This is a genomic window from Paenibacillus sp. FSL W7-1332 (genome assembly GCF_037969785.1).
In the GTDB taxonomy this organism is placed as follows: domain Bacteria; phylum Bacillota; class Bacilli; order Paenibacillales; family Paenibacillaceae; genus Paenibacillus_AQ.
In genome coordinates this window covers 891,949-911,806 of record NZ_CP150209.1, presented here as the reverse complement: position 1 = coordinate 911,806, position 19,858 = coordinate 891,949, and the positions used below count along the sequence as shown (strand labels likewise).

At 48.0% G+C, this 19,858-nt stretch carries 19 protein-coding genes; all 19 read right to left on the bottom strand.

Annotated features, from left to right (window positions below; genetic code table 11):
* Positions 1-48: 48 nt before the first annotated feature.
* Positions 49-1,065: a cytochrome d ubiquinol oxidase subunit II gene (locus tag MKX98_RS03935; protein WP_194540823.1), complete on the bottom strand. Its 1,017-nt coding sequence runs from the start codon at positions 1,063-1,065 to the stop codon at positions 49-51.
* A complete protein-coding gene (locus MKX98_RS03930) occupies positions 1,062-2,420 on the bottom strand; it encodes a cytochrome ubiquinol oxidase subunit I (RefSeq protein WP_339221512.1) in 1,359 nt (452 codons plus the stop codon). The genes MKX98_RS03935 and MKX98_RS03930 overlap by 4 nt, the downstream gene beginning before the upstream one ends.
* A 372-nt stretch (positions 2,421-2,792) precedes the next feature.
* Positions 2,793-3,806, bottom strand: a complete 1,014-nt coding sequence (locus tag MKX98_RS03925) for a LacI family DNA-binding transcriptional regulator (protein WP_339221511.1) — start codon at positions 3,804-3,806, stop codon at positions 2,793-2,795.
* 161 nt (positions 3,807-3,967) lie between these two features.
* The gene (locus MKX98_RS03920) at positions 3,968-4,771 is read right to left on the bottom strand and encodes a hypothetical protein (protein WP_339221510.1); all 804 of its coding nucleotides are present in this window, start codon (positions 4,769-4,771) and stop codon (positions 3,968-3,970) included.
* Between the two features lie 284 nt (positions 4,772-5,055).
* Positions 5,056-6,270 carry a TraB/GumN family protein gene (locus MKX98_RS03915; protein WP_339221509.1) on the bottom strand — a complete coding sequence of 405 codons (1,215 nt, stop codon included), beginning with the start codon at positions 6,268-6,270 and terminating at the stop codon, positions 5,056-5,058.
* A 120-nt stretch (positions 6,271-6,390) separates the two neighbouring features.
* Positions 6,391-6,573 carry a hypothetical protein gene (locus tag MKX98_RS03910; protein ID WP_071221967.1) on the bottom strand — a complete coding sequence of 61 codons (183 nt, stop codon included), beginning with the start codon at positions 6,571-6,573 and terminating at the stop codon, positions 6,391-6,393.
* An 80-nt stretch (positions 6,574-6,653) separates the two neighbouring features.
* A complete protein-coding gene (locus tag MKX98_RS03905; protein ID WP_194540818.1) occupies positions 6,654-7,958 on the bottom strand; it encodes an ABC transporter permease in 1,305 nt (434 codons plus the stop codon).
* Positions 7,951-8,853, bottom strand: coding sequence for an ABC transporter ATP-binding protein (locus MKX98_RS03900; RefSeq protein ID WP_216532620.1), 903 nt, complete (start codon positions 8,851-8,853; stop codon positions 7,951-7,953). Before MKX98_RS03900 ends, MKX98_RS03905 begins: the two co-directional genes overlap by 8 nt.
* A gap of 21 nt (positions 8,854-8,874) precedes the next feature.
* Positions 8,875-9,777 (bottom strand): ABC transporter ATP-binding protein, encoded by a 903-nt coding sequence (locus MKX98_RS03895; protein ID WP_194540816.1) that lies wholly within the window; start codon positions 9,775-9,777, stop codon positions 8,875-8,877.
* 6 nt (positions 9,778-9,783) lie between these two features.
* The gene (locus MKX98_RS03890) at positions 9,784-10,185 is read right to left on the bottom strand and encodes a GntR family transcriptional regulator (RefSeq protein WP_194540815.1); all 402 of its coding nucleotides are present in this window, start codon (positions 10,183-10,185) and stop codon (positions 9,784-9,786) included.
* 75 nt (positions 10,186-10,260) lie between these two features.
* Positions 10,261-10,962, bottom strand: coding sequence for a hypothetical protein (locus MKX98_RS03885; RefSeq protein WP_233354739.1), 702 nt, complete (start codon positions 10,960-10,962; stop codon positions 10,261-10,263).
* A gap of 1,463 nt (positions 10,963-12,425) precedes the next feature.
* The gene (locus MKX98_RS03880; RefSeq protein WP_098741840.1) at positions 12,426-12,890 is read right to left on the bottom strand and encodes a DUF420 domain-containing protein; all 465 of its coding nucleotides are present in this window, start codon (positions 12,888-12,890) and stop codon (positions 12,426-12,428) included.
* A gap of 24 nt (positions 12,891-12,914) precedes the next feature.
* Positions 12,915-13,823 carry a cytochrome c oxidase assembly factor CtaG gene (gene ctaG, locus MKX98_RS03875; protein WP_339221501.1) on the bottom strand — a complete coding sequence of 303 codons (909 nt, stop codon included), beginning with the start codon at positions 13,821-13,823 and terminating at the stop codon, positions 12,915-12,917.
* Between the two features lie 99 nt (positions 13,824-13,922).
* Positions 13,923-14,246: a cytochrome C oxidase subunit IV family protein gene (locus MKX98_RS03870; RefSeq protein ID WP_071222061.1), complete on the bottom strand. Its 324-nt coding sequence runs from the start codon at positions 14,244-14,246 to the stop codon at positions 13,923-13,925.
* A 3-nt stretch (positions 14,247-14,249) separates the two neighbouring features.
* A complete protein-coding gene (locus tag MKX98_RS03865) occupies positions 14,250-14,870 on the bottom strand; it encodes a cytochrome (ubi)quinol oxidase subunit III (RefSeq protein WP_009590523.1) in 621 nt (206 codons plus the stop codon).
* On the bottom strand, positions 14,867-16,765 hold the full coding sequence (gene ctaD / locus MKX98_RS03860) for a cytochrome c oxidase subunit I (RefSeq protein WP_194540812.1): 1,899 nt from the start codon (positions 16,763-16,765) through the stop codon (positions 14,867-14,869). The genes MKX98_RS03865 and ctaD overlap by 4 nt, the downstream gene beginning before the upstream one ends.
* A gap of 35 nt (positions 16,766-16,800) precedes the next feature.
* Entirely contained in the window at positions 16,801-17,850 is a 1,050-nt protein-coding gene (gene coxB / locus MKX98_RS03855) for a cytochrome c oxidase subunit II (RefSeq protein ID WP_100540082.1), read from the bottom strand.
* 434 nt (positions 17,851-18,284) lie between these two features.
* On the bottom strand, positions 18,285-19,034 hold the full coding sequence (map, locus tag MKX98_RS03850) for a type I methionyl aminopeptidase (RefSeq protein WP_339221499.1): 750 nt from the start codon (positions 19,032-19,034) through the stop codon (positions 18,285-18,287).
* Between the two features lie 267 nt (positions 19,035-19,301).
* Positions 19,302-19,490 (bottom strand): hypothetical protein, encoded by a 189-nt coding sequence (locus tag MKX98_RS03845; RefSeq protein WP_006208082.1) that lies wholly within the window; start codon positions 19,488-19,490, stop codon positions 19,302-19,304.
* Positions 19,491-19,858: the final 368 nt, after the last annotated feature.

Below are 19,858 nucleotides of genomic sequence, written 5' to 3'. Positions count from 1 at the left end.
ATACTAAACCGATGCAAGTACCCTTACATAAAGATACCCAAGCCCCGATTATTTTTTGCCTTTTACATAATCCGCATCAAACAGAAAGAGCTTGAAGACTAGTATAAGGGACGGAATCAGCAGGCATAGGCCGCCGATAAAGGCTGCCACAAGCGCAGCGCCCATCGACTCATGCGTGGCCCCGCTCTGAATGGTAATGTACGGATCCAGAATATAAGGATACTGCCCGATGCCGTATGCAAAAAATGCACAGAAGAATTGCAGCATGACACAAATAAAAGCCAGTCCGTAGCGGCGTCCTTTGTACAGCAGCCATATGGCTGCCATGAAAAAACCGACGGAAAGCGCCAGCAGCCACCATAAATCCATCATGTTTTGAAAATGCCGCTCATTATGCTGACTGAGGAAAATAAATGCCGTGAGCGCGGCAATAATGGTTGGCGTACTCCAAAACAGGGCATATGTGCGCACCAGCTTTAGCGCTGGCTGATCGTCCGCCCGTGAGGCGTAAAAGGCCAGGAACGATCCGCTTATGAACAGCACCGATACGATGGCCAATGCAACGATGCTCCACGACAACGGACTGGTTATGAGCGTCCAATATTCCAAAGAAACAGCCCCGCCTCTATCCACAATAAAACCGCCTTCGGATAGCGTTAATGCGACCGACAAGGAAGCCGGAATCAGCAAACCTGTGGCCCCGTATAAAAACAGATACACGATGTTTTCTTTGGAGCCGTAATTTTCAAACGCATAAAAGGAGCCGCGGATTGCCAGCAGAATAATGGCGATGCTTCCCGGTATAAGCAGCGCAGAGCCATAATAATAGGCCGTGTCCGGGAAAAACCCGACGATGCCGATAAAGAAAAAGACAAAAAACACATTGGTAATTTCCCAGACCGGCGATAAATAACGGGATATCAATCGATTGATCAGGTGGTCCTGCTTCGTCAAACGGGCATAGAAGGCAAAAAAACCAGCGCCGAAATCAATGGAGGCTATAATTAAATAGCCGTATAAAAACAGCCAAAGGACGGAGATGCCTATCAACTCGTAATCGATCATACCGGCTCACCCTTTCCCGTGGAGTGTTTCTCTTTCACAATCTCGTCCAGCTCGGCTTCCGCCGGTTTATTACGGAACAACCGTCTCAGTACAAAGACACACATGGTCCCCAGCACAATATACAGCAGCAGGAAGAGGAAAAAGAGAATTCTCACATTCGGTGAAGTCGTAGCTGCCTCCTCTACGCGCATATATCCGCGGATTATCCACGGCTGCCGCCCGAGCTCCGCATAGAACCAGCCCATTTCAACGCCCAAAAATGCAAGAGGTGCACTAAAAACAATGACCCGAAGCAGCCACTTGTTGAGCTCATTGCGTCTCTTCCAGAACAAAAACAGGAAATACAGGAACGCAACGGCCAACAGAACAAAACCGATCCCGGCCATGAAATCAAACAAATAGTGGACAAGCAGCGGCGGTCTTTCATCCAGCGGAAACTCCTCCAGCCCTTTTACCTCGGCATCAAAGTCTCCAAAGGCCAGGAAGCTGAGCGCTTTCGGAATATGAATGGCTCCCATGACCTTCTGCTCCGCATTAAGCCAGCCCAATAATATCAGATCTGCACCGCTTTCCGTTTCAAAATGCCATTCTGCGGCGGCCAGCTTCTCCGGTTGATGCTCTGCCAGAAACTTGGCCGACATATCCCCGGCTAAGGTTGTCAGCACGCTGAACACCAGAACAACCCCCATCATAAGTTTCAATGCTTTTGTGTAATATGCCGAGGCCCCTTTTCTCAGAATAACGTAGGCTGCGATACCCGCCAGCAGGGCAGCGCCCGTTAAATAGGCCGAGGTTAGTACATGGAATACTTTTGAAGGCGTCGCCGTATTCATCATCGCTTGCAGCGGGTTAACCGCCGTAAAGTGGCCTGCCTCCATGACAAAGCCTCCAGGCTGATTCATGAATCCGTTCACCGTCGTAATAAAAATTGCGGACATGCCTGCCCCGGCAACAATCGGAATCGTCAGCAGCCAATGCGTATACGGATTGCGGAACCGATCCCAGGTGTACATATAAATCCCCAGAAATATGGCTTCAAAAAAGAATGCAAAAACCTCCATAAATAACGGAAGCGCGATGACATTCCCCGCCACTTGCATAAAGTTCGGCCATACAAGCGCAAGCAGCAGGGAAATCGCTGTTCCAGTCACTACACCAACCGCCACCGAAATAACGAATCCTCGTGTCCACCTTTTGGCCATGAGCATGTAATGAGGATCCTTCTTACGTATTCCAACGAACTCCGCAATGGCAATCATTAACGGAACACCGACGCCAACCGTGGCAAAAATGACATGAAACGCCAAGGTTAACCCCGTCAGCCATTTGCTCCACAGCACCGTATCTATAACCACGAGATCCTGCCTCCTTTCAAACCCTGTTCATTCGTTTGTCGGGATTAACCCTAATAAGTACATACCCGATATTTAAACGTTATTATAACGAAGGAATATCACAAATGAATCACGAAAGCCTCTCGTTCAATAAACAATCGAATCTTTCCGACAACTCGGTGAAAAACAAGAAAATCACTCTATCGAGTCATTGTTCTATTAACCGATGTATGGTATTTGAAGCTGCTGGGCGTAAGCGGGCCGACGGCTTACGAATGCATTATGGTTTGTCGTCAACCATTCATGCTCATCTATTTATACAGTCGATAAAAAAGAAAAGTCCCCGTTAATTCGGGGACCAGGCACTCTTCGTTATTCCTATATAAGGATGTATTACTGTTTATTCAGGGTGTCTTGCACAGGTCTAACCGTAGAGTCTCTCACGATGAGCTCAGGGTCAATTCGAACATTGCCCCCGCATTCCATCGTTCCATCCATGCGCTTCAGCAGCATATCCGCTGCGGCAAGCCCAATCCGGTCAGCAGGCTGCCGGACCGTTGTCAAATGGGGGCGCAGCTTGGATGAGATATACTGATCGTCATAGCCGACAATGGCTACCTGTTCCGGAACCCGGATGCCTTCTTCCAAAAGAGCGTTCAGGACCCCGAGCGCGATATTGTCATCGCCTGCGAATACGGCGGTAGGAAGTCGTCCTTCCCGCAGCCATTTGCGGCAGACATCATAGCCAAAGTCGATTTCGAAATCGCCCGTAATCATTTCGAACGGCGCCAGGCGCTTTTCCTCAAGCGCCTGCAGAAAGCCGCTGCGACGTTCCCTCGTGCTGCGGAACATATCCTGCCCGCTGATATGCGCAATGGAGGTATGGCCGTGATCGAGCAGGTGCTTCGTTGCGGTATAGCCCCCTTTGTAGTTGTCTATGGTGACGGAATTAGCGTCATTATCCGGCTTCTGGTTGTCTATCAGGACATAAGGGATATTTCGGCGTTTCATTTCCACGATATAGTTGTCTTCTTCTAGCGGCGAGAGCAGAATCAGTCCGTCCACGCGGTCTTCCTGAATCAGATAATGGGCCTCGTCGGAGCCTATACCCGCAGAGACCGAAATGGCCAGGAAATAACCGTGCAGTGCCAGCACCTCATTCAGCTCCTTGACCACAGCGTCGAAGAAAGAGTCCTGAAGGGTAGTTACGATCAACCCAACGATTCCTGTCTTACCCCGTGCTAAACTCCGGGCAGCGGCATTGGGACGGTAATCAAGCTCCTTGATGGCTTCCAGAACCTTTAGTCTGTTCTTCTCTCGAACGGATTCAGCACCATTTAAGACACGTGAAACGGTCACGACGGACAGTCCTGATTTTTTTGCTACGTCAAATATACTAACCTTCATTGTTTATACTCCTTGCGGCATATTTTCCGTACGTTTACAAAACTTAACACTAGTATACATGTACGAGGCCTGGCCGCGAAGCTAATTTAACAAAAGCACCGCCCCTTTCGGGACGGTACGATAGATTGCATTAACGTTTGATGGAAGCTGCTATTAGTAATTTAAACAGTAAATGTACTCAATTTTTTGACCTCATTCATGAAACCCAGTTTGGTCATTTCATCAATTAGAAAGTTTAGTAAATCAAGCCCATGCTCAAGCGATACTTGTTCCTGAAGATCACGAATACAGGCAAGTTTACTCTCTAAGGATGCACTTTCAAAGAAACGTTTAACCTCAATTAATATGTTATCCGATTTGTCATTAAGTTCAAAAGCTCCATGAGAATTTTCATTGCTAATTCCCTTAACACCGATTCCATTTTTAGTTATGATTGCAACCTTTCGTGAACGAATCTGCATAAGTTTTTGTTTATACTGTTGAACGCTTTCGAATGGTTTAAGATCGAATCTTTCTTCAATCCTTTTATAAAAAAATTCTTCCTCCGCGGTTTGCTCTTCATGCTTCTCATCATCTTCCTGGTCGAGGCTGAAAATGTTTTTAACCGTGATAAGCAATCTTAGAAAATCCCTTATGTTATTAGCGATTATTTTAGCGCTATATTCTGTATCACCAATACGCAGTGGTTCAAAAAGTACAATGGGTGCATTTTCAAGATCATCAATCGTGCTAAACTCCGTAATGAATCCACAGTAGCTATCAACACTGGTGAACGTCATTAACACCATATCAATAGGTGCGCTAGCATAAGAAAAATAATTATTTTCTTCCGGAAAATAGGAAAAACTTAATCCAACTAAGTCAGCAAATACTTTTCCTGTCTCTGCTTCAATTTCTTCTTCCAGTTCACGCAACATAACCATTGTTTGAGGCAACTCATAATTCCCCGTTCGAATAGATTTCATATTTATTTATCTGTCCTTTTTAAAGTAATATGTATCACTGATTAATTCTACCTAAGATTATTATCTTCCTTTTTTAGACTAGTCTTTATTCTGTCTCCTTTATAACCATTACTCACACCTCCTTCTTATACTTTATTCCTTTGAACACTGGCCCACGCCCTCTACGATGGGCATAGATACAGATTCGGCATGCTTCCTGTTTCACAATTAAAAAACCTTCCAATGATCGAATAACGATCATTGGAAGGTTTTCATTTCCCCGAAGACTACAACCCTGCGGCTATCTATTTGCGAACGACAGTATAGCCTTTATCCTGCAGCAGCTTCACGATGCCATGCTCACCCAGATAGTGGGCTGCGCCAACCACGATGAAGTACTCTTCATTTTTGCCGTTTTTCAGGTATCCGTCGATTTTCTCGGCCATGCCGATGTTTCGGTCAATCAGCATCGCTTTATTGTATTCCTCGTCAACGGCCATGCTGTTGGTGAACTCCAGCAGTTCCTCATCATTGCCCGTCTTCCACATTTCACCTAATTGCTCGACACTGCCATCCAGTACATCGAAATTGTCCAAGACGATGTTGAGATTCTTCTCCTGCAACTCTTTAGAGAAGCCATTGAACATGCCCAGCTGCAATTCGTAGGATTCCAGCTCGATCACCGGAATTTTGCGCTCGATCGCTTTCTGGACGAAATACAGATCGATTCCTGCAGCCGCTTCGTATCCAGCCTTCACTGCTTTCAAGCTGCTGATCGTGGATTCCGCTACCCAAGGCTTGAATGCATCTAAGGCATTCGGCTGCATGCCGCTCTCCGTCAGGATTTTGCCGAGTTTGGCGTACGTCTCGCTGGTCACATGATCCTTGAGTGTTGTTCCATCTTTATACATCCCCATATCCATGATCAGCTGCTGCTGAGCTTCGTCAGCTGCTTTGCTGACATCAACCTCGACACCGAGATGGTCCGCTTCGGCAAAGGCTTCCTCAAACTCCGGACGCAGCGGGTAGAAGCTGTCATCCGCGATGTGCATGGAGCCTACCAGATAAACGGTATTCCCGTTGCTCTCCACTTCCCACATGAAGCCGCGGCCACCTGTTTGAGCGACCTCCGTTTCTTTGGAAACCAGCACAACGGTGCGAGTTTTCGCATCCCAGCTAACCTTATAACCCGCAGCGTCCCCAACAACCCGAATTGGCGCATACGTTACGCCATTGATTTGTTTCAGTTTGCTTTTCAGCGTAATGGTTTTGCCGTCCACAACCACATGGATCGTGTCATCTGCAGCATCCGTCAGTTTCACATCCATCGCCTGGAGCGTTGTTCTGAGCGGAACGAGCGTTGTGCCCTTATCTATAACCGGTGTGCCAAGCGAGTATTTAACTACTTCGTTATCCACTTTTACTGCTGGCTGCTGTGGAGCAGCCATGGCAGGCACTGCCGAAGCAAGCAAACCTACCGAAATCGTGAGTGACAATATCATTTTTTTCCAATTTTTCATTTATGTAATCTCCTTTAAGTTGGTGTAATCGGGTGCGATTAAGAATAGCCGTGCATCAAACTATTTATTTATGGGGTTATGTTCGCCATACCGCTGTCGGTATGGCGCCCCCCATATCTTCTATTTCTTTGCTCCAGCAGCCCATAAGCCTGCTACAGCGATCACGGCAACTGCTCCCATTAATCCTTCTTGCATGGCATCCTTTAGCGCAGAACCTTCCGTGTTGAACATGAAGCCGAACAAAATTACGACTGCAGCAGCGCTTAAAAACATTAATAATTTCGAGCTAGTACTTTTGGTCATTTTAACAACCTCGCTATTAAGGATCAGTATCAGATTTAAAGACATCCATTAAAATTGAAAATCACTTGTACAGTTCGTGCTTACATCTTATAAGCTTTCATCGCTTTTCTAAGCTCCTTGAACGTAGGGCGTTTGCCGTACATCAAGACACCGGTACGATAGATTTTCGCTGCCAACCAGCCAAAGACGAGGATGGATACGATCAGGATCGCCAGTGAGAGCAGGATCTCCCACAATGGGATATCTCCAAGTCCGATGCGAACTAGAATCGTGGTCGGCGAGATAAACGGAATATAGCTGGATACCTTCATCAGCATCGAGTTCGGAGCGCTTAAGCTAAAGATCGCGATATAGAATGCCACCAGCGACAGCATCGTGATCGGCATAACCGCCTGCCCCAAATCCTCGGTACGGCTGACGATCGAACCAATGGCCGCATAGAGCATCGCGTACAAGAAATAACCAAGGATGTAGAAGATTAAACCGAACACCAGAAGCATCGGGTCGATCGCCGTCAGGTCGAGATTCATATCCTTCAATGTATCCATATTGTGCGGCAGCATCAGGTTCACGGCGGTTACAACACCGAATGCCGCGATCTGCGACAGTCCCAGCAGGAACATGCCAATAACCTTACCAAACATTTGGCTCAGCGGAGATACGCTTGTAATCAAAATCTCCATGATGCGGGAGCTCTTCTCTGTCGTTACTTCAGATGCGATCATGTTACCTGTTCCCATCAAAGTGAAGAAGAAGAGAATAATCAGTGCATACACGACAATGTAGTTAATAACCTCGGAAGCCCCTTCCTTCTCTCCGGAAGCTCCGCCCGCGTTACCCGTTTCTGTAGGATTGATACCCCGAGCATCAATCTGAACAGGCGTATTCAGCTCATTGATCTGCGCATCGGACAAATTAAGTCCGTCTACAATGCTGCGCGTCTTCGCCACTTGCAGAGCTGCTTGCAGGTTGGATTGCAGTTCCGGACTCATGGCCTCGTCTTCAGAGCTGTAGACCACCGTCGGGAACGCATTGCCTTCTTTTGCTTCAAATTTCAGATAACCTTCGATAACGCCATCTTTAATGTCTTTATTCAGAGCGGCTTCATCAGCCGTTTCATATTTTACAAATTCATAGGAAGTTGACGGCAGATTACTCCAAGTGGTTTCCAGTTGTTCGGCAAGCATTTGCTCCTGTCCGTAAACCAGTCCGATGCGGGTGGTTTCTTCGGAGCCCGCCTTATCTCCGGTAAACATTTGAATCAGAAAAGGAAGATTGATCCCGATGGTAATAATGAGTGCAAATATCAAGGTCGAAACAAGAAAGGACTTCGTTCTTACTTTATTCATGAACGTAAATCGGATAACAGTCCACATATTATTCATTGGATTCACCTACCGCCTTTATGAAGATTTGATTGAGTGTCGGCTCCTTCACTTCAAACCGATGGATCGTGCTTTGCGACATGGCTGTATTCAAAATCTCTTGCGCTGCATCAACCTGGCTGATCCGGATGGAGTAGCCGTCCTCTGTCCGCTCCACAGCCGTTACGCCTGGCAGGGCTTCAAGACCACGGACTTCACCGGACGTACCGAGCACCACCTCTTCTCGAGGATACTTGGATTTGATATCCTTCAGGTTCCCCTTCACTACCGTATTGGAGCGATGCAGAATGGTAATGTTCTTACACAACTCCTCGACATGTTCCATCCTGTGGGTGGAGAACAGAATGCTCGTGCCTTTGTCGCGTAGTTCTTTTACCGTTGATTTCAGAAGTTCGACGTTCACCGGATCCAGACCGCTGAAGGCTTCGTCCAAAATCAGAATTTGCGGGTCATGAACAACCGCTGCAATAAAGCCCATTTTTTGCTGATTACCCTTAGACAGTTCTTCAATCTTCTTATCATAATAGTCAGGTACTTCAAACCGTTCCAGCCAATATTTCAGACTCTTATCCGCGTCTTTCGCGGACATGCCCCGCAGCTGTGCCAAGTAGGAAATCTGCTCGCTGACTTTCACTTTCGGGTATAACCCGCGCTCTTCCGGCAAGTAACCCATAATGTGACGCAGTTCTTTGTTATACGGCTTTCCGTTATATAGAATCGTTCCGTCATCCGGGTAGATCAACCCAAGCACCATCCGCATGGTGGTTGTTTTGCCGGCGCCGTTCGCGCCAAGCAGTCCGTAGATTTCACCTTCCTCAACCTGAAGCGAAATCCGGTTTACTGCCGTTTTATCCGCATAAATCTTAACTACATTGTCTAATTGCAAGCGTTGCATATCGTAAAACCCCTCTCTATCCTAGTTCTGCACGTTGGCAGGAATGTTTCCGTCAATCCATAATCGAAGCACTTCATCCAGCTCCAGGGAACGGGTCTGAATAAACGGTATGCCTGCAGACTGCAGGATCTTCTCCACTTCCAAGCATTCCGTGGTTATAAAAGAAATCGTTGTTGCTGTCTCTTGTTTGTAACTCAGAATACCCGGCAGCTCCTCCACAATGGAGGCATCCCCTTGTATCCAGCACTCCTTCCAGTTATCCAGCAGCGAGTCCTTCTCCACCATGCCCAGCAGCTTCCCATGATGAATGAGAATGACGTAATCCGCCAGCCGCCGGATTTCATCCACAACATGGGTTGAGAGCACGATCGTTGTATCCATGGACTTCATTACTTTGTGCAGCTGGTCGATCATCAGCTTCCAAGCGAAAGGATCGAGACCGGAAGAAGGTTCATCCAGCAGCAAGAACTTGGGCCTTGGTGCAAGTGCAGCGGCGATCTCGAACTTGCGTCGTTCCCCTTTGGACATCTTGCGCAGTTTTACGCCTCGCGGGACATCAAACCGGGATAGCAGCTCATCGAAAAAATAACCGTCCCAAGTGTCATACCAGGATGCGCGAAAGCTGGCCGCTTCATCTACCGTCAAATGCTGCTCCTCTACACTCAACTGTTCAGGAACGAATCCCATTTGTTTACGGATCGAGACCGGAAGCTCTCCCCGGTAAGACTCGCCGAACCAGGTGATCTCCCCTTCGTCCGGAAACACGGTCTGCATCATCATGTTCAGCAGCGTGCTTTTTCCCGAGCCGTTAGGCCCCACCAGGGCAACAATATATCCTTGAGGAATCGACAATTCGATCGGGCCGATGGTTTTCGTTCTCCGTCGTTTAATGACATTACGAAATTCAATGATATGTGGTTCCATGACGTGTTAACGACCTCCTTTTGCATCGAGTACTTCCCGAATCACTTCCATGAACAGTTCCTTCAATTCATCCTCGTTAAACTGAACGGCAAGCCCTTTTTCGACTGCTATTCTTAACGCCTCAATAACCGCATCGCGTTTATACTGTTCACGGGCCTGATCCCCGACGCCGGCCACAAAGGTTCCCGTACCTTGTCTCGTTCGCAGCAGCCCTTCATTCTCAAGATCCTGATACACCCTGCGTACCGTAATGACACTACAGTTCAGATTCCCGGCAAATTCCCTAATGGACGGCAATAACGTTCCCTCCTCAATCTGACCGCTAATAATGAGTGAGCGCAGCTGTGTTTCAATCTGGTGATATAAAGGCTCTGCGCTATTTTCATTGATCTGAATCGGAATTCGCACCTTTTATCACCTCGCTTTTCTCCTGTGCATAAACCCGTGCTATTGCGATTCCATACGGATTCATCTTCATATCCTTCATGATAAGTCCCTGGTCTGCTGCCGAATGTAGGTTATTTTGCTTATAAGGAGCATAGATGCCAGTCCAACCATCAGCGATCCCCACATGACCGGAGATAGCAGGCCCCATTTGATGGAGGCTCTCACAACGAACTCGAAAACGCTGTAACCCAGCAAGCTAAGCATAACGGCCGTTCCGGAGGTGATCACCATCACCAGAAGGGTAATCCCGAAGTACTTCTTACCGCTGCACATATTCTCCCAGTAAATATAGGGTCCTGTTATTAAAAATCCGATGCCCATCCAGGTCAGTATAAATGCAATATAACTAGGGATATCCATCGCGGTTCTAATATGATTGCCTATCGCATAAATGACTCCAAATAATACGATGCCGTTTATGATGAAAGCGATCAGCGAGTTTATGATCCGGCTTACGAAGATGGCCGAGGCAGGTACCGGTAGACTCCGGTAAAAATACAGCATCCGGGTGTATGAATCCTCGTTCAGATACCGGAAGGACCTCCTGCTAAAAAGGAATCCCAGCAACGGAGCGTAGAATACCAATAGAAAGTCAATCAGTGGATTGATGTACTCATCCAAATGTTCAAACTGGTTGTCAATGATAACGCTGGTGGCAAACCCCATATACACCATAAACATTATGTTCCATACAATTTGCAGCTTGTCGCTAGCGAAGTCTTTCTTAACGATCTTCATCGCATTATGGAGAACTTGTTGCAATGCAGCTCACCCTTTCATGTCTTCATATATTCATTTCGTTATCATCGCAGTTAAGTTTCACTGTGCTTAGTGTGATTACTGTGCTCACTGTGTATATCTTTATACACAGTATATAGTGTGTATATAAACAGTGTCAATAGAAGTTGTAAAAAAAACCGGCAGAGATGCCTGTCGGGTGTCCACTTCCCATGGCGGCTCATTCAAGAGCTTCCCTGTACCAGGGGAGTGTAGCCGTGGAGGAGACCTGGCGTTCGCCTTTGAAACCGGGAAACGTCCATCTCATCTAATCCCAGTTTCCTGGTTTCAACAGCGACCGGAGCGGATACACTCCCCCACCCTGCCCTCACACTCTCTAAACACCTGTCCGAGGCTTCCTGACGGATGTCACTCCCCCATGGCGGCTCATTCAAGAGCTTCCCTGTACCAGGGGAGTGTAGCCGCGGAGGAGACCTGGCGTTCGCCTTTGAAACCGGGAAACATCCACCTCGGCTAATCCCAGTTTCCTGGTTTCAACAGCGACCGGAGCGGATACACTCCCCTTCCCTCACACTCTCTAAACACCTGTCCGAGGCTTCCTGACGGGTATCACTTCCCCATGGCGGCTCATTCAAGAGCTTCCCTGTACCAGGGGAGTGTAGCCGTGGAGGAGACCTGGCGTTCGCCTTTGAAACCGGGAAACATCCATCTCGTCTAATCCCAGTTTCCTGGTTTCAACAGCGACCGGAGCGGATACACTCCCCCTCCCTGCCCTCTCACTCTCTAAACACCTGTCCGAGGCTTCCTGACGGGTGTCACTACCCCATGGCGGCTCATTCAAGAGCTTCCCTGCACAAGGGGAGTGTAGCCGCGGAGGAGACCTGGCGTTCGCCTTTGAAACCGGGAAACATCAATCTCGTCTAATCCCAGTTTCCTGGTTTCAACAGCGACCGGAGCGGATACACTCCCCCTCCCTGCCCTCTCACTCTCTAAACACCTGTCCGAGGCTTCCTGACGGGTGTCACTACCCCATGGCGGCTCATTCAAGAGCTTCCTGCACAAGGGGAGTGTAGCCGCGGAGGAGACCTGGCGTTCGCCTTTGAAACCGGGAAACGTCCATCTCATCTAATCCCAGTTTCCTGGTTTCAACAGCGACCGGAGCGGATACACTCCCCTGCCCTCACACTCTCTAAACACCTGTCCGAGGCTTCCTGACGGGTGTCACTACCCCATGGCGGCTCATTCAAGAGCTTCCTGCACAAGGGGAGTGTAGCCGCGGAGGAGACCTGGCGTTCGCCTTTGAAACCGGGAAACATCCATCTCGTCTAATCCCAGTTTCCTGGTTTCAACAGCGACCGGAGCGGATACACTCCCCCTCACCATACCCACAATTCTCTTGAATGAGCCTCCCCGCGCAAACAAAAAACACCCGCCAGATTCCTCTGACGGGTGTTCTCCCACGTTTACATTCCAAATATCACTTTCCATACAGGCTGGGTATGCCCGCCCGGATATAACAGGTACAGCAAGGTATACACGGCTACGCCGGTAATGGCGGTAAAGAACCAGATGATCGACGTGACTCTGCCCCATTTGCGGTGCTTGGAATACTTCTCCTTGAAGCCGAGGGTCAATGTCGTGATCCCGAATACCGCTGCGACGGTAGCCAGGACAATGTGGAAGACCAGGAATACCTGATAATACGGTTGCAGATCATCAGGTCCACCCCATGACGTGTTCCCGATGAATACGGTGCGCGAGGAATAGATGATAAAGAAGATGACGGCTGCGACGGCCGCCCAGATCATTACCTTTTTGTGGGCTTCGCGCTTCCCCTTAATGATAAGACCCCAGCCAATCGCTACCAACACGGCGCTGATGACAATAAACGTTGTACTGACCGTGGGAAATATAAAAAACCAATCCATATGGATCCCCCTTCAATAATCCCCTTACGCCTGATTGAGCTTGCCGGGAGGAATCTCGCTAGGCAAAGGATCGTCTTCCTGATTTTCTCGTTTGTACCAATGAAAGAACACATAGGCTAGCATCGAGGCAAAAATAATCTCTTGGAAAAACTTCATGATGATCCCGCCTACTCGCTGGTCAATCGCAGGCTCCAGATAACCGAAGAACTCAGGTCCGCCAAATTGGCTAAGCAATGCCGAGGTATCGCCAGCTACGCAGTATCCCATCGCCTTTGCCCATACCACCGGATCGCTGTACGTTGCGTACATGGGCTCGCTCGAGAATATAATGAGCGCACACGCCGGAGTTAACAATACCATGTTGAGAAAAATGTATCCCATTTTCAAAAGACCTGAGGACTTGTCCTTCTCCGGAATCGGGTTAATGATAGCCCACCACATCAACAGTGAGGCGATGAACAGAATCAAATAGTACAAGCGGTGCACCCAGAAGTTCAACATGACAAAGTCATGGATAACCGGGACGTGATAAAAAGAAAACAAACCGTTAAACAGAACCGCGGCAACGATCGGACGCGCAAGAAAACCGAGCTTCTTAAACGGGTTGACCTTATCGAAGGCACGCCACATCCAGACAGGAATACCCAGAATCAAGAGCGGCATCGCCATTAAATAGGACATGGCCATACTGACCATATGAAACGAGAACATCATATGTCCCAGCAGTTCAATAGGTCCACCCTGCGCAAGATAGAACGTAAGCATACCGCCTACAAACAGCGCTTTCCTTCCTGCGGAAACCGGAGCGCTCCCTTCGAATCTACTGCTCAGCGGTCCGGTCAACAGGAAGTAGCCTGCTGTCACGAGCAGCATAAATGCCAGGAACAAGGGACTCCATTTATCTGCAAAACTAAAATATTCTAAGCCCAGCATGCAAAAACCTCCCCTAAACGGGTTAAATTCTGTCGAAATTGTGACACCTTCCTACGATTTAAAAAAAGAGGGGGCTGAAGAGCCCACCTCTTTTTCATTTTACCACCAAACCCAGAACAGTGCCATGACAATACAGGTACTAGCTACGAAGAAGCCGCCAATCATAAACAGGATTGGCATTAGATGCCCTTTGTCCTTCAAGTGCATCCAGTAACCCATTTGCACGAACACCTGCAACACAGCCATAACCAGCAAAATGATGATCGTAAATGCTGTGTTGATGCCACCGGCTGCGACAGCCGCAAAAGCAATCGCAGTCAGGACGATCGAGAAAATAAAGACAACAATGTGTTTCTCAGGGCCTTCCACACGATGGCGGTGTTTTACTGTAGGCCCCTCATTAGATTGTTGATTCGCAGTCATTCCTTAGCCCACCTTTCCAAGAAGGTATACGACCGAGAAGATGAACACCCATACAACGTCGATAAAGTGCCAGTACATGGCAGAAACATATACCTTAGGTGCTGTAACTACGGTTAACCCTTTTCTGTACAGCTGAGCGATCAACAGGCTGATCCACACAACCCCAAACGCAACGTGGGCACCGTGGAAGCCAACCAGCGTATAGAATGCAGACGAGAATGCACTCGTCTTCATGTTAAACGATTCATGCACAACATATTCATAGAACTCATAAATTTCAAGGCCAAGGAACCCAAGACCCAGAACAACGGTTACGATCAGCCACAACTTCAGCTTCTCGATATTGTGACGGTGGAGCGCCTGAATAGCGAACACACTGGTCAAGGAACTGACAAGCAATATCAACGTTGCCGCTGCCGTAATCGGCAGAGAGAACAGCTCAGCTGCGGTTGGGCCTTCGTTGTTCTGTCCGCGAAGCGCCAGGAACGTTGCAAACAACGTACCGAAGAGCACGGCCTCTCCACCGAGGAAGAGCCAGAAACCAAGAACCTTATTACGGCCTTCGAGTGTTGCCTTCTCCGGCTCGTGAGGAAGTTCGCCGTTTACATGTTCAGCGTGACTCATGCTTTACCCTCCCCTTCCAGTTCTTCAACTTCGATGTGATATCCATGATCATCGTACAGGGAACGAGCGATCATTGCCGCGAACGTAATCAGAAGACCAACAATCAGAACGATATATTTATTGAAGATTAAGCTCATGAACGAATTGGAGAAGTCCTCCGTGCTAAACATGAAACCAAGACCCGCGATAAACAGACCCAGTGACATCACAAACGGAAGGATGCTTGGCGAAGGCATGTGGATTGGACCAACCGGTTCGGATGGTGTCATCTCTTTATTGCCTGCCATCTTCTCTTTCCAATAAGCGTCAATGCCGCGAACAAGCGGAATTTGCTTAAAGTTGTACTCTGGAGGTGGAGAAGGAATACTCCACTCGAGCGTACGGCCATCTTCCCATGGATCGGCCGGAGCACCAACCGGTTTTCTCGAAGTGATCACAACGTTTGCCAAGAAGGCCAGGACGCCGATCCCCATCAAGATTGCGCCGATGGTACTGATAAAGTTAAGCTCGTCAAAATTCTGATTCGGCAGATAAGAGACAATCCGCCGCTGCATACCCAGCAATCCAAGGAAATGCTGTACGAAGAATGTCAAATGGAAGCCGATTGCGAACAACCAGAACGTCCATTTGCCAAGCGTTTCGTTCAATACCCGGCCGAACATTTTTGGCCACCAGTAGTGGAGTCCGGCAAACAAACCGAATACCAGACCACCAACGATAACGTAGTGGAAGTGAGCTACAACGAAATACGTATCATGGAACTGAAAGTCTGCCGGAGCAGATGCCAGCATGACGCCGGTAACTCCACCCATAACGAACGTCGGTACGAAACCGATCGCGAACAGGTTTGCACTGGTAAAGCGGATTTGACCGCCCCACATCGTAAAGAGCCAGTTAAAGATTTTGATACCGGTAGGAACGGCGATCAGCATCGTTGCGATGGAGAAGAGCGCATTCGCTACAGGACCAAGACCTGTCGTAAACATATGGTGAGCCCAAACCATGAAGCCCAAGAAGGCGATCAGGATGGTTGCAAATACCATGGAGCTGTATCCGAACAAACGTTTACGAGAGAATGTCGGAATAACTTCTGAAATAATACCGAATGCCGGCAAAATCAGAATGTAGACTTCAGGGTGACCAAAGATCCAGAAAATATGCTGCCACAATACGGAGCTACCGCCAGCCGCAACATCAAAGAAATTGGCACCGAGCAAACGGTCAAAGCTAAGCAATACGAGACCTACCGTAATGGCAGGGAATGCGAACAGGATCATGGCCGATGTGATGAAAGCCGTCCATGTAAACATTGGCATTCTCATGAAGGACATTCCAGGTGCACGCATCGTTATGATGGTAGCCAGGAAGTTGATACCACCGATCAACGTACCCAGACCCGCAATCTGAAGACCTATGGTATAAAAGTCTACACCGTGCGTGGACGAGTAGTCATTTGTGGAAAGCGGTGTATAGGATGTCCAGCCCGCATCAGGCGCGCCGCCCATAATCCAGCTAAGATTGAGCAAAAGTCCACCGAACAAAAACGTCCAAAATCCAAGCGAGTTCAAAAATGGAAATGCGACGTCACGTGCACCGATCTGAAGCGGAATAACCGCGTTCATCAAGGCGAAGATAACTGGCATAACACCAAGGAAAATCATCGTCGTTCCGTGCATTGTAATCAATTCGTTAAATACTTGAGCCGATACCAGATCGTTCATCGGCTTGATCAGCTGCAAGCGAATCAGAATCGCTTCAATACCGCCAATCCCGAAGAAGAAGCCGCCCGCTATCAGGTATAATATCCCGATTTTCTTGTGGTCAACGGTTGTAAGCCAATCCATTAACCCCGTGTAGCGCTTGACGCTATGGCTTTGAGCATGAGCGTGAGCCAAGGTTTGTACCCCCTTTTAAAGTTCTTGCTGCTGTATTAATAATCCAACTTATAATTGGCCAAGTAATCGGCAATCTGCTCGATTTCTTCGTCACTGAAGCCGAGATCCTTCGGATTAGGCATCGTGTTGCCAGGTTTTACAGCCTGAGGCTCCATCAGCCATTCCACCAGGTTGTCTTTCGTAGGCTTCGTGCCTGGTTTGCCGCTTATGTCGTTCAGCAAGATACTCGCAATCGTCTCACGTGATCCAATGCCGGTCAGGTTAGGACCCATCGCTCCGCCTTGGTCGCCTACAGCGTGGCAAGAAAGGCAGTTGGTCTTGAATTTCTCGGCGAGTGCCGCATCCGCAGGAAGCACAGCAGGTTCTTTAAATGCCGCTACCCATTTGTCAAATGCCGCATCGTCAACCGCTTTCACCCGGAATTCCATGAAGCCGTGAGAAGGACCGCACAACTCTGCGCATTTACCAATGTATGTATCTGCTTTGTCAGCAACCAGAGTCATGTAGTTAACGCTGCCTTCTGTGTTTGTATCCATCTTGCCGCCGAGCGATGGTACCCAGAAGGAGTGAAGCACATCATTCGTTTTTAATTGGAAAGCAATTTTCTTGCCTACAGGAATAACCAGCTCTTGAGCGGTTCTTACGCCGTAGTCTGGATAATTAAACTCCCACCAGAACTGATGAGAAGTAACTTCCACCTTAACTGCATCTGGATTGTTCCAGTCGTTCTCTCCGTAAGCAAATACCTTTTGAATAGTAGGAACTGCAAGCACGAGTACCAAGAGCAGCGGAATCGCCGTCCAAATAATCTCCAACTTATGGTTACCTTCTACTTGCTCAGGAATTTCATCTTGTCCCTTCTTTCGACGGAATTTAACAAGCACGTATGCGGCGATTCCAAATACCACAACCATTACGACGATCATAATCGAAATGGAGAGCTTAATTAAATCCAGTTGACCTTGTGCTACCGGACCTTGTGGTCTTAAGACCGACAAATCCTCTCGGCCGCAGCCGGATAACACCAAAGCAAACATGGCCATCAAAGGAAGAAGACGCTTTACAGCCTGCCACCGTTTCATCATTGATCTACCCCACTTTTCCGATTTTCGTAGACTACCATCCGGCGCAAACAGCGGTAATCTACCTGCACAATCACGGATGAAGTAATCCTGTCAATTAAAGCAATCACTTATTAAATATAAGTTCATGGGTTGCTTTTGTCAATCATTCACAGGGAGTTCACAAATTGTTCGAAAAGTCGTCAAAGTCGCGCCATTACTGATTTTGCAATCGCTTTCAAAGCGTATCCACCGTCCCGCGACCCATCATTCGACATTCTTCACACCCTGTCAGCGACAGCCTTCATAGCTATATATACAGTCATTTCCGCCTTTTTGAATCTATATGCAGCCGTCCCCCATTTATCTGGCACCCATGATATAAGGAGGTCTCCTTCGAAAAGCCCTGATGCCTCACGAAGAAAGCCTCCTATTATTATGGTATATTTTTCGGCATCTTAATCCGTCAGGATAACAGCTTCTCCACGAGTAATAGCAATCGTATGCTCATACTGGACGCCCACCGATCCGTCCGCACTGGAAATGGTCCAGCCGTCATCCCCCCAGAACACGGCACCCGAGGGGCCCAGGGTGAAAACGGGTTCGATGGTAATGACCATTCCTTCTTTGAGTTTAAGTCCCCTTCCTGGAATGCCATAGTTCGGGACATCGGGCGGCTCGTGGATCGCGCGGCCGATGCCATGACCGACAAGCGATTTGACGATCCCGTAGCCTTCCCTTTCGGCAACCTGCTCAATGGCATAACCTACGTCGCCCAAGGTTGCGCCGTGCCGAGCGGCCTCAATCCCTTTAAACAGCGCTTCATGGGTGTGCTGCACCAGCTGGTTTACTTCCCTTGAAACCCGATCTACCGCATAGGTCCAGCCGGAATCCGCCAGCCACCCGTTCTTATTCACCACCATATCAATGGTCACAACATCCCCGGATTGCAGCGGCCGCTGATCGGGGAATCCATGACACACCACATCATTGACCGATGCACAAGTGGCGTATGGAAATCCTTTATATCCTTTTTGCTCGGGCAAAGCCCCATTCTTCTCCAAAAATCTCTCGACCCTGGCATCGATCTCGCTCGTTGTGATTCCCGGTTTGATGACTTTCGCTATTTCACGGTGACACGCAGCCAATATACGTCCCGCCTCGCGGATATATCCGATTTCTTCCTTCCGTCTGAGCTGTGTCCTCACATCTGTCCACTCCCTTATATCCTTATCGGATCGATTGCTAACAATATATGTAGGGACAGATGCAAAATTCCCCCAGGAAATAGACTTTCCGAGGAGATGAGTCTGTTCACATAACGGGGACTGGCAAACGCAAAAAAACCGCTTTCGGGACATTCGCCCCAAAAACGGTTTAACCATAAACTCTAAATTGGTTCATATCATTAGTCATTAACAAGGTGAAGATGCGATGCGTGTTGGTTATTTCTATAGACCAGGTGCTATTACAGGTTACGAAACGGAGGAATTCAGCTTGCCAAGTTCATGCTCAACAACAAGTGTAAGCTCTTCTTCATAGCCCCCCATAATATGGTACTTCCGGACATACTCCTTTACAAATTTTTTCGGATCTTTAGGCCGGAAAATTCGTGTCATTTCCCGCAGACTTTCCTTAACCTCATTGTGACCTTTCGTTGCCATGATGGATCCCTCCCAAAACGTGTGGAATAAAATTACTCCGTTTAAAGAGAATGCCGAAAAGATCTACCTCATTAAGTTGAAGCCATATTGCAGTTCTTACGGTGACCATTAGGTTGATATTCAGCAACTTACCAATGCACCTGACACTATACATACCCTAACAGCATGCAACTGAATCATTAATATATTATATCATATTCTTCTGTTTGTTTCATCTTTCCCAAAAAATGTTTTTAGCGCTATGTTTTTCATCAGGTCATCCTTTATCCCCATAATTGGTTAAGATACATTCAAACGAAGCTCCCGCGATCTCGAAATCAGCGAATATCACAAATAGATACGCATAACATATTCTAGACTCAAGGAGG